General features: G+C 35.1%; 11 protein-coding genes, 1 pseudogene and 1 riboswitch. Of the genes and pseudogenes, 9 read left to right on the top strand and 3 right to left on the bottom strand.

Annotation, left to right across the window (positions count from 1 at the left end):
* Positions 1-247: 247 nt before the first annotated feature.
* A riboswitch (PreQ1 riboswitch) is annotated at positions 248-293 on the top strand.
* A 3-nt stretch (positions 294-296) separates the two neighbouring features.
* From queD to ACGH6S_RS06120, 3 genes are all read left to right on the top strand, one after another.
* Positions 297-719 carry a 6-carboxytetrahydropterin synthase QueD gene (gene queD / locus ACGH6S_RS06130; RefSeq protein WP_065611257.1) on the top strand — a complete coding sequence of 141 codons (423 nt, stop codon included), beginning with the start codon at positions 297-299 and terminating at the stop codon, positions 717-719.
* A gap of 2 nt (positions 720-721) precedes the next feature.
* On the top strand, positions 722-1,336 hold the full coding sequence (locus ACGH6S_RS06125; RefSeq protein WP_411578504.1) for a 7-carboxy-7-deazaguanine synthase QueE: 615 nt from the start codon (positions 722-724) through the stop codon (positions 1,334-1,336).
* Between the two features lie 108 nt (positions 1,337-1,444).
* On the top strand, positions 1,445-2,512 hold the full coding sequence (locus ACGH6S_RS06120; protein ID WP_411578499.1) for a DUF1176 domain-containing protein: 1,068 nt from the start codon (positions 1,445-1,447) through the stop codon (positions 2,510-2,512).
* A 143-nt stretch (positions 2,513-2,655) separates the two neighbouring features.
* Here ACGH6S_RS06120 and pgeF read toward each other — a convergent pair whose 3' ends face one another.
* Complete coding sequence (pgeF, locus tag ACGH6S_RS06115) at positions 2,656-3,426, bottom strand: peptidoglycan editing factor PgeF (RefSeq protein ID WP_034911320.1); 771 nt, start codon at positions 3,424-3,426, stop codon at positions 2,656-2,658.
* Positions 3,427-3,431: 5 nt separating this feature from the next.
* Entirely contained in the window at positions 3,432-4,406 is a 975-nt protein-coding gene (gene rluD / locus ACGH6S_RS06110) for a 23S rRNA pseudouridine(1911/1915/1917) synthase RluD (protein ID WP_174798488.1), read from the bottom strand.
* A 92-nt stretch (positions 4,407-4,498) separates the two neighbouring features.
* Between rluD and bamD the strand changes: the two are divergent.
* The 6 genes and pseudogenes from bamD to infA all read left to right on the top strand — a co-directional run.
* Positions 4,499-5,221: pseudogene (gene bamD, locus ACGH6S_RS06105) on the top strand (outer membrane protein assembly factor BamD); the annotation flags it as partial.
* A 339-nt stretch (positions 5,222-5,560) separates the two neighbouring features.
* A complete protein-coding gene (leuS, locus tag ACGH6S_RS06100) occupies positions 5,561-8,143 on the top strand; it encodes a leucine--tRNA ligase (RefSeq protein ID WP_174798489.1) in 2,583 nt (860 codons plus the stop codon).
* A gap of 35 nt (positions 8,144-8,178) precedes the next feature.
* Complete coding sequence (lptE, locus tag ACGH6S_RS06095; protein ID WP_174798490.1) at positions 8,179-8,670, top strand: LPS assembly lipoprotein LptE; 492 nt, start codon at positions 8,179-8,181, stop codon at positions 8,668-8,670.
* Positions 8,671-8,677: 7 nt separating this feature from the next.
* Entirely contained in the window at positions 8,678-9,682 is a 1,005-nt protein-coding gene (gene holA / locus ACGH6S_RS06090; protein ID WP_174798491.1) for a DNA polymerase III subunit delta, read from the top strand.
* Positions 9,676-10,329, top strand: coding sequence for a nicotinate-nucleotide adenylyltransferase (gene nadD, locus ACGH6S_RS06085; RefSeq protein ID WP_174798492.1), 654 nt, complete (start codon positions 9,676-9,678; stop codon positions 10,327-10,329). The genes holA and nadD overlap by 7 nt, the downstream gene beginning before the upstream one ends.
* Positions 10,330-10,553: 224 nt before the next feature.
* Complete coding sequence (infA, locus tag ACGH6S_RS06080) at positions 10,554-10,772, top strand: translation initiation factor IF-1 (RefSeq protein WP_025315083.1); 219 nt, start codon at positions 10,554-10,556, stop codon at positions 10,770-10,772.
* Positions 10,773-10,889: 117 nt separating this feature from the next.
* Here the strand turns inward: infA and ACGH6S_RS06075 are convergent, their stop codons facing one another.
* The gene (locus tag ACGH6S_RS06075; protein WP_174798493.1) at positions 10,890-12,332 is read right to left on the bottom strand and encodes an amino acid permease; all 1,443 of its coding nucleotides are present in this window, start codon (positions 12,330-12,332) and stop codon (positions 10,890-10,892) included.
* Positions 12,333-12,469 lie beyond the last annotated feature (137 nt).

Below are 12,469 nucleotides of genomic sequence, written 5' to 3'. Positions count from 1 at the left end.
TTAACACATTTAATCCATTTGCATGTGATCTAAATGAGTGTTGCAACCTAAATTTCAAGAGCAAAGTTAAAATATTTTTTACAAAATTTATACAACAAAATTATCAAGTATGTAAGAATTAATTGACATAAAAATAAAGCTGTTTGCAATTTAAGCAATTACATCTAAATTTCGTTTTAAGATATACTGGTAAGATGACAAATTCACTTTTACCCCTTATATTGTTACCTTTATTTTGTTAGTTTCGCTAACCGTGGTTCGTAATCCATCCCACGAAAAAAAACTAGGAATATAAAATGTTCAAAATAGCCAAAGAGTTTCAATTTGATGCTTGTCACATGTTAGATGGGCACAATAAAAAGTGTCATAATCTGCACGGCCACACTTATCGCCTATTAGTTGAAATTAGCGGAGAGCTTATTGATAACGGCTCAAGCCAAGATATGGTCATGGATTATGCCGATTTAAAGCTAATAGTTAAACAACATATTGTCGATCCGTTAGATCACGCCTATCTTTACAATCAACATAACCCTAATGAGTGCCGTATCGCGTCGTTACTACAAGAAATGGATCGTAAAATTTTTGCCTTTCCATGTAGAACCACCGCAGAAGGAATGAGCAAATTTATTTTTGATTGCTTATCGCAATATTTGCCTGTTTCGATGATCAAACTATGGGAAACGCCAACTTCATATTGTGAATATCATCGGAGTTAATGATGATTGAATTTCGTATTGTTGAAATCTTCGAATCCTTACAAGGCGAAGGTTATAATACTGGCATGCCTGCTATTTTTATTCGTTTTGCAGGATGCAATTTAAATTGTGCCTGGTGTGACACTAATTTTCGAAAATTTACTCGATTCACGTTAGATACTTTAATGACTAAAGTGAGCGAATATAAAAGCAAAAATATTATTATTACAGGTGGCGAACCGACAATGGTTAAAGCGTTACCTGAATTGCTTTTGCCACTCAAAAAAGCTGGTTATTTCATCGCCATTGAAAGCAACGGTCTTGGTAAAGTCGATCCGCTTATTGATTATATTGCGCTAAGCCCTAAATTTTGTTATCAGTCACGCTATCAAAAAATAGTACAACCAATAGCAAATGAAGTACGCATAGTAGCCGAAAATCACTGCGATTTTATTCCTTTTTGCCAATATATCGAAACTCATATTCAAGCCAAACGCTATTATCTATCTCCTTGTGAAAAAGATGGTGCATTTAATATGTTTGAAACGATAGAGTTGTTAGGAAAAATCAACCAAAATCGACTGAATAATAAATGGCTTTTGAGTGTGCAAAGCCACAAGTTTGCCAATATAGAATGATAAATTAGTACTAAAGAGAACTAATTAAATATTCATAAAATCAAGAAGTTTTATTAATTTTAATTGAATAATTGTTTAATCTATAATAACCTCATATAAATTATTTATATGGAATTAACTGTCATGCGTTTTTGCTATTGTTTATTGCTAACTTTGTTTACAACTCCAGTTATAGCTTGGGATATAGTTTGTGATAATACTTTAACTTGTCGTGTTATAGAATATAGTGATATATCTGATACAGGAGTGATAAAATCGTCAATTTTATTCCAGCGAAAAGCGGGGGCCAATCAGCCAGTTGAAATTTATGTTAGAACAAAAAATAACAAAGAAGAAGATAAAGAAGGTATTGAAATTAAAAACACTCAACAATTAGATAATTCATTGGCTGCATTCATTAATCAAGAGTATTTAGGCGAATTAAAAGAAATACAGAATAATATTTATCAGTTGTCACAATTCCAAGCTACAAAAATTATTCAAGCATTTACAAAAAATGAGAAAGTTATATTCCGTAACAGTAGAAGTCAATCATTTTATACCAATGGCGGATTTTATGATGTCATGTTAACAATGGACAAAAAACAAGGACGGGTTGGTACAACTGGCGCAGTTATAGCACATGGTAATAAAAATGAATCAAACGTTTATGCACCAATACCTGTACCAACTATAAAAAAAGGTAAAGTAATTGCTCCAGAACAAAGTCAAGAACTTAATACCAATGAAGTAATTAAAATATTCCCTCAATTCAAAAAACGCTATATACATGAAGCTAAATGTGATGCTTATGATTTAGAAGATCCTTATTATGATGAAACACAAGGATATGATAAAAGATTTCGGTTAATTAAATTAGATAATAACCACGATTTACTTGAAACTAGGTGTTGGTTTAGCGCATATAACTCAGGTAACGCCTATTGGATAATTTCTAACACAGCTAAACTAAGTAATAAAAATATAAAATTTATAAATAATGAGGGCAATGCATACAAAAATGGAACAATATCCAGTATAGCTAAGCTAAGAGGTGAGGGAGATTGTTTAGAAAAATCTAGCTGGACTTGGAATGGACATAAATTTATGCTTTCCTCTAATATAAGTACAGGTGAATGCTTAGGTTTTGACGGTGGGGCTTGGGAATTACCTTCTTTTGTTAGCGAAATAAAATAACAATTGAACAATAGAAAGCCTTCAGATCTTATGGCGGTTTAAATATTATAATTTTATATATTAACATTTACCGCAGATCTTTATACTATAAATATTTTACAAAGCAGCTAAAAATTGAAGGTTTTTAGCTTAAAAAAACTCTTTTATTCAAACCAGATCATTGATGCCATTCTACCAGTTCTATTTTCACGTCGATAAGAGAAGAATTCATCTTGTTCAGTATAAGTACAATAATCACCACCAAAAATTTGCGTTACTCCTACTGCTTGTAAACGTTGTTTGGCAATTAGATATAGGTCTGCTAGGTATTTTTGTTCAGTTGGGTTGATCAATTTAAACGCTTCTTGTGCTTTTGGATCGACTTTTTCAAATTGTTGTTTGACTTCAATACCTACCTCAAATTTTTTGACACTAATGGCTGGTCCCATCCAAGCAATGATGTTTGATGGCGAGCTTGAAAATTTTTTAATTGTTTCTTCTAATATACCATTACATAATCCTCGCCAACCAGCATGGGCAGCTGCAACTTCGTCACCTTTTGTTGTACAAAAAAGTACAGGCATGCAATCTGCGGTTAACACCACACTAACTTGCTTAGGTTGATTGGTATATGATCCATCAGCTTCAAAAGTTTGATAAGAATCGATGTTACCTGTTGGAGGCTGTAAAGCAATTTGTGATATATCAAGCACTGTTGTGCTGTGAGTCTGCGTTAACCAATACGGTTCGCTTGGTATTTGTTCGGCTTGAATAATTCTTCGGCGGTTTTCAGCAATATGTTCTGAATTATCACCAGTTCGATTTCCCATATTTAAACTTGCAAATGGCGCTAAACTAACACCACCAGTTCGTGTTGAAGTAAAGGCATGAATTTTTTTTGGGGCTGTCCAATATGGGTAAATCGATTTAATCATATTCATCACCAATCTAGTTCATCTTTATGCTGTTCGGTATCTTCTTGTAAAGCTTGTATTAACTTTTGCATATCGTCAGGAATAGGAGCATGCCATTCCATTTGTTCACCTGTTATAGGATGATATAATCGCAACATGGTAGCGTGTAATGCTTGGCGATTAAAATCGCGTAAAGTTTGAATAAAAGATTCACTAGCCCCCTTAGGCGGCCTTGGTCTTCCACCGTAGAGTGGGTCACCAATTAGTGGGTGAGCAATATGTGCCATGTGCACGCGGATTTGGTGAGTTCGCCCTGTTTCTAAGCGCAATCGCAAACGTGTATGTAGGCGATATTTTTCCATCACTCTATAATGGGTAACCGCTGGTTTACCCGTTGGGAATACAGCCATATGTGTACGTTTGGTTGGATGACGGGTGATAGGCTGATCAACGGTTCCTCCTGCAGTAATAATCCCCATGACCACAGCTTCATATTCGCGTGTAATTTGGCGTAGTTGAAGTGATTCGACCAAATGTGTTTGTGCCATAATAGTTTTAGCTACAACCATTAGCCCTGTTGTATCTTTATCTAGACGATGCACAATACCTGCGCGGGGTACGCGTGCTATCTCAGGATAATAATGCAATAAGGCATTTAATACCGTACCATCAGGATTACCTGCGCCAGGATGCACAACTAAATCACGAGGTTTATTAATCACCAAAATGTCATCATCCTCGTAAACAATATCAAGCTTTATATCTTCTGGTTGATGATAAGTTTCTTGTTCAATTTCAGCATTAATAGTTATTATTTCGCCACCGAGCACTTTTTCTTTTGGTTTATTAACGATAACATCGTTGACAGTGACTTTATTATTAATAATCCAATCTTTTATTCTTGAGCGTGAATAATCAGGAAAAAGCTCGGATAATGCTTGATCTAAACGCATTCCTAGTTGACTTTGTTCGATTTTAGTTGATAATTTTAACTCATGCATGTGTAATTTATCTATTTTAAGCTGTTATGTTTTAGAGTATTATATACTAATCATCGCCTTTAATGTTTAATTATATTTGGATCAAAAACTGAATGAAATTGCGTTTACACTCTTTGCTAGCTATCGCTTTAAGTGGCATGCTAATTGGCTGTACTTCTTCCAAGCCCGATGTTGAAAATGTACCCGAGATTGAACTACATAACAAAGCGAAGTCTGAGCTTGAAAATGGTAATATTAAATCCAGTATTACTATATTAGAGTCCTTGGACAAAAATTATCCTTTTGGTCCTTATTCTCAACAAGTTCAACTTGATTTGATTTACGCTTACTATAAATCAGCTGACTTACCGTTAGCAATTGCGTCAATTGACCGTTTTTTGAAATTGAATCCAACGCATCCAAATATTGATTGGGTTATTTATATGCGTGGCATTTCAAATATGGCACAAGACGACAATATGATCCAAGGTTGGTTTAATGTTGATCGTTCAGATCGCGATCCCGATTATGCTTCAGCTGCATTTAAGGACTTTTCTTATCTACTGTCTAGTTTTCCAAACAGTCAATATGCAGCCGATGCGCAAAAACGCCTTGTATTTTTGAAAAATAGATTGGCTCGCTATCAGTTAAAAGTCGCACAATTCTATACAAAACGCGGTGCTTATGTAGCTGTGATTAATCGCGTGACTGAAATGTTAATTATGTTCCCAGATACCGATTCAACTAAAGAAGCATTGCTTTTAATGCGTAATGCTTATAATGAATTAGGCTTAGTTGATGAAACCCAAAAACTTGATCAACTGATTCAAGCAAATCTTAAAAACATGCCTAAAGAAGAACAACGATCATTCTTATCACGTTTTACTAGCGTCTTTAATGGTGGTTAGGCTTTTTTAATTAAGATACCTACCTTTAATTGCTATTTAATCACACTTAAATAGCAATTAATTTAACTTGTTGTATCCCTTTCACCTTAACCTATTAAAGGTTTGTTATTTATTAAATATCAGTAATAAAATATGCTCAATAACTTAGAATTTATCATAACAAGAAATCAATGTCTTACTTCATATATCGTTTGTAAAACGAATCAATAACCAATACAATTAGCAGCATATTTTTATTAGTAATAATAGATAGGACATTAACTCGTCATGCAAGAACAATATCGCCCAGATGAAATAGAAGCCATTGTACAAAAACATTGGCAAGAAAATAAAACCTTTCACGTTACTGAAGATTCATCAAAAGAAAAATATTACTGCTTATCGATGCTACCTTACCCTTCTGGGCGTTTGCATCTTGGTCATGTCCGTAACTACACCATTGGTGATACCATTTCACGTTACCAACGTTTAAATGGTAAAAATGTACTACAGCCAATCGGTTGGGATGCGTTTGGTTTGCCTGCTGAAGGTGCTGCAGTTAAGAACAATACTGCACCTGCAAAATGGACCTATGAAAATATTGCTTATATGAAAAAGCAATTACAACTTTTAGGATTTGGTTATGATTGGGATCGTGAAGTTACTACTTGTCATCCTGAATATTATAAATGGGAACAATGGTTTTTTACTAAGTTATATGAAAAAGGCTTAGTTTATAAAAAAACATCGGCAGTTAACTGGTGCCCTAATGATCAGACCGTACTTGCTAATGAGCAAGTGGTTGAAGGTTGTTGTTGGCGTTGTAGTACCCCTGTTGAGCGCAAAGAAATCCCACAATGGTTTATTAAAATCACCGAATATGCCGAAGAACTACTTAATGATTTGAATACGCTTGAAAGTTGGCCAGAACAAGTTAAAACCATGCAACGTAACTGGATTGGTCGTTCTGAAGGTGTTGAGTTTGATTTTGCTGTTGAAAATTATGCTGATAAGTTACGCGTCTATACAACTCGTCCTGATACATTAATGGGCGTTAGTTTTGTCTCTGTTGCCGCAGAGCACCCTCTTGCACAATTAGCAGCCCAAAACGATCCTAAAATTGCTGAATTTGTTGCTGAATGTAAAAATACCAAAACAGCCGAAGCCGATATGGCAACCATGGAAAAGAAAGGCATTGCAACTGGCTTTTATGCTATCCATCCTTTAACAGGAAAAAAAGTCCCTGTTTGGATTGCTAATTTTGTGTTAATTGAATATGGTACAGGTGCAGTGATGGCTGTGCCTGGGCACGATGAACGTGATTATGAATTTGCTTCAAAATATAACTTACCAATTAATCCTGTTATTTTAACTCAAGACGGTAACGCACCAGATCTTTCTGAAAAAGCATATACTGAGCATGGCAAGTTATTTAATTCAGGCGAATTTGATGGTCTTGATTTTGATCAAGCATTTAATGCTGTTGCTGATAAGTTAATTGCATTAGGTATTGGTAAACGTAAAGTTAATTACCGTTTGCGTGATTGGGGTGTTTCGCGTCAACGTTATTGGGGTGCACCAATCCCAATGGTGACGCTGGAAGATGGTACAACCATACCAACACCAGAAGACCAATTACCAGTTATTTTACCTGAAAATGTTGAAATGAATGGTATTACCAGTCCAATTAAGGCAGATCCTAACTGGGCTAAGACAACCGTTAACGGTCAACCTGCACTACGTGAAACCGATACGTTTGATACCTTTATGGAATCTTCTTGGTATTATGCTCGTTACACTTGTCCAAACTACGACAAAGGTATGTTAGACGAAAAAGCAGCAAACTATTGGTTACCTGTTGACCAGTATGTTGGTGGTATTGAACATGCCATTATGCATTTACTTTATTTTAGATTTTTCCATAAATTAATGCGTGATTTTGGTTTAGTATCGTCAGATGAACCAGCAAAACGTCTACTTTGCCAAGGTATGGTATTAGCTGATGCATTTTATTATACCAGTCCAACAAATGAACGTATTTGGGTTTCGCCAACTGAAGTCACTATTGAACGTGATGATAAGGGGCGCATTGCTAAAGCTGTCGATAGTCATGGCAATGAGCTAGTTCATGCCGGTATGACCAAAATGTCAAAATCAAAAAATAATGGTATCGATCCGCAAGAAATGGTTGAAAAATATGGTGCTGATACCGTTCGATTGTTTATGATGTTTGCATCACCTGCTGATATGACACTAGAATGGCAAGAATCTGGCGTTGAAGGTGCAAACCGATTTATTAAACGTGTATGGCGTTTAGTTTATGAACATACCCAAAAAGGTGTAGCAGCAAAACTAGACGTTACAGCTCTAGATAGTGAACAAAAATCATTACGTCGTGAATTACATAAAACCATAGCGAAAGTGAGTGATGATATTGGCCGCCGCCAAACATTTAATACTGCTATTGCTGCTGTGATGGAATTTATGAATCGCTTACAAAAAGCACCGCAAGAAACAGAGCAAGATCGCGCTCTAATGAGTGAAGCTTTAAATGCTATTGTTCGATTACTTTACCCAATGATGCCTCACGCTTGTTTTGTTATGTGGCAAGCTTTAGGTCACAACGAATTGATTGATAATACAACTTGGCCTGTTGCTGATCAATCGGCAATGGTTGAGGACGAGAAACTCATTGTTGTACAAATCAATGGCAAAGTCCGCGGTAAATTTATTGTACCTGCCGATGCCGATCAAGATTTTGTTGTATCACAAGCAAAACAAGAGCCTAACATCCAAAAATATTTGAGTGATGTTGCTATCCGTAAAGTGATTTATGTACCGGGTAAATTATTAAATCTTGTTGTTGGTTAATTTTGTTTGATAACTAAATTTAGGCGGTTATTGATATGAAAAAATATTTAGCATTAATTATGTTATTAACAATATCCTTAACAGGATGTGGATTTCACTTACAACATGAGACAGAAGTGCCAGAAAGTTTTAAAACGATGTCTTACATAAGTTATGACCCTTATGGAAGATTATCTCGCAATATTAAAGAGTTATTACACGATAATGATGTGACAATAACGAATAATAATGCTTCAGGTCAGGTACCATTGTTAAAAATGGTAAGTGAAAATCTAAGTCGCAATACCATCTCGATTTATCAAGATGGTAAAGCTGCCGAATATCAATTAGTGTTAACGGTTGAAGCACAAGTTGTTGCTGGTCAACAGACTTATCCAATAAGCGTACGCGTGTTTAGAACGTTTTTTGATAATCCAGCTGAAGCTTTGGCTAAGACGGTTGAACAAGACTTAATTGAAAACGAAATGTTTAAACAAGCGGCTAAACAAGTCATCCGTAAATTAAAATCGATTCATGCAGTAAATTAACGTTGACATGATTAAAATTAGTGCCGATCAAATTAACAATAATGTGGGGGCTCCCTATTATTTAATTTTAGGTAGTGATCCCTATTTACAGCATTATGTGCAAACTGAGTTACGCAAATCCTTTTTACAAAAAGGATTTGATGAGCAACTTACTTTTGTAATTGATAATCAAACCGATTGGACAGCTATTTATGATAGCTGTCAGGCTATGAATCTATTTTCTGCAAATACTCTGATTTTTCTTGATTTTGGTGAGGGTTCATTAAACGCAGCTATCACTACCAAACTCAATACACTAAGTGAGGTTTTAACCCCTGGTATTGCGCTGGTTATTACACTTAACAAAATTACGAAATCGCAAGAAAACGCTAATTGGTATAAAGCTTTATCGGATAAATTGGTGGTTATCAATTGCACTACACCCGATACTTTACAGTTGCCACAATGGATCAAAAATCATTTGCAACAACAACAAATGACCATTGAACCAAAGGCAATTGAACTGTTTTGCTATTATTATGAAGGCAATTTACTGGCATTAACACAAATTATTGCACAACTTAAGTTGTTGTATCCTAATCAGAGCATTTCTTATGATGAAGTCGAAAATAATATAAATGATTCGGCAATATTTACACCATATCATTGGACTGATGCGATGATTGCCAATAAAACAAAACGAGCCATTCATATTTTACAACAGCTAAAAATAAATGAATTTGAGCCGTTAATTTTATTGCGGATTGTTCAACGTGAATTGATATTGATGATCAATTTAAAAAAAGGATTGCAACAAAAATCATTAAAACAAGTTTTCGATGAATATAAGGTTTGGCAAAATAAAAGAACGATATATACCAGTTATCTAAACCGTTGCGATATTAATGACCTATTTAATTTATTAGCCAAATTGACAGAGATCGAAATCAGTTTAAAGCATGATAACCAAGCACGAATATGGGACGCAATGTTTAATTTATCGATGCAATTTATGGGATTAGATAAATGTTAACTGCATTATTAGGAGGAACTTTTGATCCGATCCATTATGGACACCTTCGCCCTGCTATTTCGTTAGCAAATGAAGTCGGATTAAAGCAAATTGGTTTATTGCCTAATCATATCCCTCCTCATAAACCACAACCCGAAGCGAGTACTGAACAACGCTTGGCAATGTTAAAATTGGCTATCGAAGGTTTACCATTATTTGCGTTGAATGTAAGAGAGATCTTACCTGAAACTTCAACACGTCCTTCTTATACTATCGGAACGCTTCAAGCCTGGCGACAAGAAAATGGGAATAGTGAAGGATTGGCATTTATTATGGGACAAGATTCATTATTGAGTTTACCGACTTGGAGTAAATGGAAAACGCTGCTTGATTATTGCCATTTACTAATTTGCCGTAGACCAGGTTATGCCCAAAAAACTGATAACATTGAGTTACAACAATGGATTGATGTGCATAATACCACAAACGTTAAAGATCTACACAATTCACCACATGGTTATATCTTTTTTGCACATACGCCACTTGAAGATATTTCAGCTACTGAGATCAGGCAAAATATTAACAACCAAGCCAGTTGTGAAAATTTGTTACCACCCAAAGTGTGGCATTATATTCATCAGCAAGGCCTTTATACTGCAAAGAAATAGTAGAAAGGGCTTTACATCTGACAGTTTTTTCGGCATTATTTCGCCGCTGTGTTTATTTATTTTAAACTTAGCTTTTTGTGTTTATACTTAACTTTACTTTGTCATCGAATAAAATACTTTATAGGTGACATAAAAGCGCAACGCGATACCTTTGCACTATATGTGCTTAGACGAGGAAAGTTAGTTGAGTATATTTAATTTGTACTTATTATTAAGAGGCCCCAATGGCAAAAGAAGATAACATTGAAATGCAAGGAACCATACTTGATACTCTTCCAAATACGATGTTTCGTGTGGAACTTGAAAATGGTCATGTCGTTACTGCACATATTTCTGGTAAGATGCGTAAGAACTATATTCGTATTTTAACTGGTGATAAAGTTACTGTTGAAATGACACCTTACGATCTATCTAAAGCACGCATCATCTTCCGAAGTCGCTAATATCGTTATCAGAATAAACTTTTATCGCTATATAACTGTTTATTTCTCTCTTTTTTAATAAAAAAACCGTCGACAAAAGTCGACGGAGAAGTGAGATATTTAAACTAAACTAGTGAGTTAATCATCTTTAGAAAAGTTCATTTGATCGTATTTAACCCATTTTGTTTTTTTAACTATTTTATAGCCAAAGTAAATCATTAAAAATAATGGTAAACCGATATAGGTTGCAATTACACTATTCCAATCAATAGAATCTTGTAGGAAGGCTTCGTAATTTTGACCAAGTGTTATAATTAAACATAATACGAAAGCAAAAACAGGGCCAAATGGGAAGCAGCTTGATTTATATGGTAATTGATTAACATCATGACCTTGCATAAGGTAACCCTTTCTAAAACGATAATGACTAATTGCAATTCCTAACCAAGCAATAAAACCAGTCATACCTGACATATTGAGCAACCACAAATAAACAACCTGATCTCTATACATCGACGTTAAGAAGCAAAGCATAGCCACAAATGTCGTTGCTAACAACGCTGCACGAGGTACGCCTGATGATGATAATTTTGCAAAGATTTTAGGTGCTTTACCTTCTTTAGCAAGAGCATAAAGCATACGGGTCGAAGCATAAAGTCCTGAGTTACCCGCAGATAAAACTGAAGTCAGTATAACAGCATTCATTAATGCTGCAGCTGATAATAATCCTGCATGTTCAAATACTAGGGTAAATGGACTAACACTTATATCGGTTTCATCGTTACGTAGTAAATTAGGATCAGTATAAGGAATAATTAAACTGATGACTAAAATCGCAAAGATATAAAATAACAGTATTCGCCAAAAGACTTGCCGCATAGCTTTAGGAATATTTTTTTCTGGATCTTTTGATTCACCAGCTGCAATACCAATTAATTCTGTACCTTGAAATGAAAATCCAACTACCATTGCTACACCAATCATTGATGAAAATCCACCAGCAAAAGGCGCTTCTTTGATGGTCCAATTTTGCCAACCTGCACCTTCTGCACCATGGAAAATACCAATAATCATTAATAAACCAACAATAATAAAAACAATAACGGTGACAACTTTAATTAATGAAAACCAAAATTCAGCTTCACCAAAGCCTTTAACTGAAATATAGTTTAAACAAAAGATGATACTTAAAAACAATAAACTCCATAACCAGCTATAAGGACCGGCATCAAACCAATAAGAAATAACTAGCTGAGCGGCAACTAGGTCAACCGCAACTGTAATTGCCCAGTTATACCAATAGTTCCAACCAATGGCAAAACCAAACGCTTCATCTACATAACGTGAACCATAAGTTGCAAAGGTGCCTGAAACAGGTAAATATGCAGCAAGTTCCCCTAAGCTAGTCATTAAAAAGTACACCATTACACCTATAATGGCATACGAAAGCAAAGCACCACCGGGACCTGCCTGAGCAACAGTTGCTCCTGAGGCAACAAATAGCCCTGTGCCAATTGAACCACCAATGGCGATCATAGCTAAGTGACGCGCCTTTAAATCTCGTTTTAATTTGTTTTTCATATCAATATTCTTCTTTGTTAAGGAGAGCCCATCTTATGGAGCATAAATTTTTATATTCCACATTATTTAACAACCAAATAGGCAGCTAAAAATTTATATTAATCATTACTGATAAATAAAATAGGTAAAAGTGTATC

This window comes from Gilliamella sp. BG3 (assembly GCF_046635605.1).
GTDB lineage: Bacteria > Pseudomonadota > Gammaproteobacteria > Enterobacterales > Orbaceae > Gilliamella > Gilliamella bombi.
The sequence above is the reverse complement of the archived record's forward strand: the minus strand, read 5'-3'. Positions and strand labels throughout refer to the sequence as shown.

What these genes read in the sequence shown, in the direction of transcription:
- queD (WP_065611257.1), top strand. Translation starts at nt 297, where the DNA reads ATGTTCAAAATAGCCAAAGAGTTTCAATTTGATGCTTGTCACATGTTA.
- ACGH6S_RS06125 (WP_411578504.1), top strand. Translation starts at nt 722, where the DNA reads ATGATTGAATTTCGTATTGTTGAAATCTTCGAATCCTTACAAGGCGAA.
- ACGH6S_RS06120 (WP_411578499.1), top strand. Translation starts at nt 1,445, where the DNA reads ATGGAATTAACTGTCATGCGTTTTTGCTATTGTTTATTGCTAACTTTG.
- pgeF (WP_034911320.1), bottom strand. Translation starts at nt 3,426, where the DNA reads ATGATTAAATCGATTTACCCATATTGGACAGCCCCAAAAAAAATTCAT.
- rluD (WP_174798488.1), bottom strand. Translation starts at nt 4,406, where the DNA reads ATGCATGAGTTAAAATTATCAACTAAAATCGAACAAAGTCAACTAGGA.
- leuS (WP_174798489.1), top strand. Translation starts at nt 5,561, where the DNA reads ATGCAAGAACAATATCGCCCAGATGAAATAGAAGCCATTGTACAAAAA.
- lptE (WP_174798490.1), top strand. Translation starts at nt 8,179, where the DNA reads ATGAAAAAATATTTAGCATTAATTATGTTATTAACAATATCCTTAACA.
- holA (WP_174798491.1), top strand. Translation starts at nt 8,678, where the DNA reads ATGATTAAAATTAGTGCCGATCAAATTAACAATAATGTGGGGGCTCCC.
- nadD (WP_174798492.1), top strand. Translation starts at nt 9,676, where the DNA reads ATGTTAACTGCATTATTAGGAGGAACTTTTGATCCGATCCATTATGGA.
- infA (WP_025315083.1), top strand. Translation starts at nt 10,554, where the DNA reads ATGGCAAAAGAAGATAACATTGAAATGCAAGGAACCATACTTGATACT.
- ACGH6S_RS06075 (WP_174798493.1), bottom strand. Translation starts at nt 12,332, where the DNA reads ATGAAAAACAAATTAAAACGAGATTTAAAGGCGCGTCACTTAGCTATG.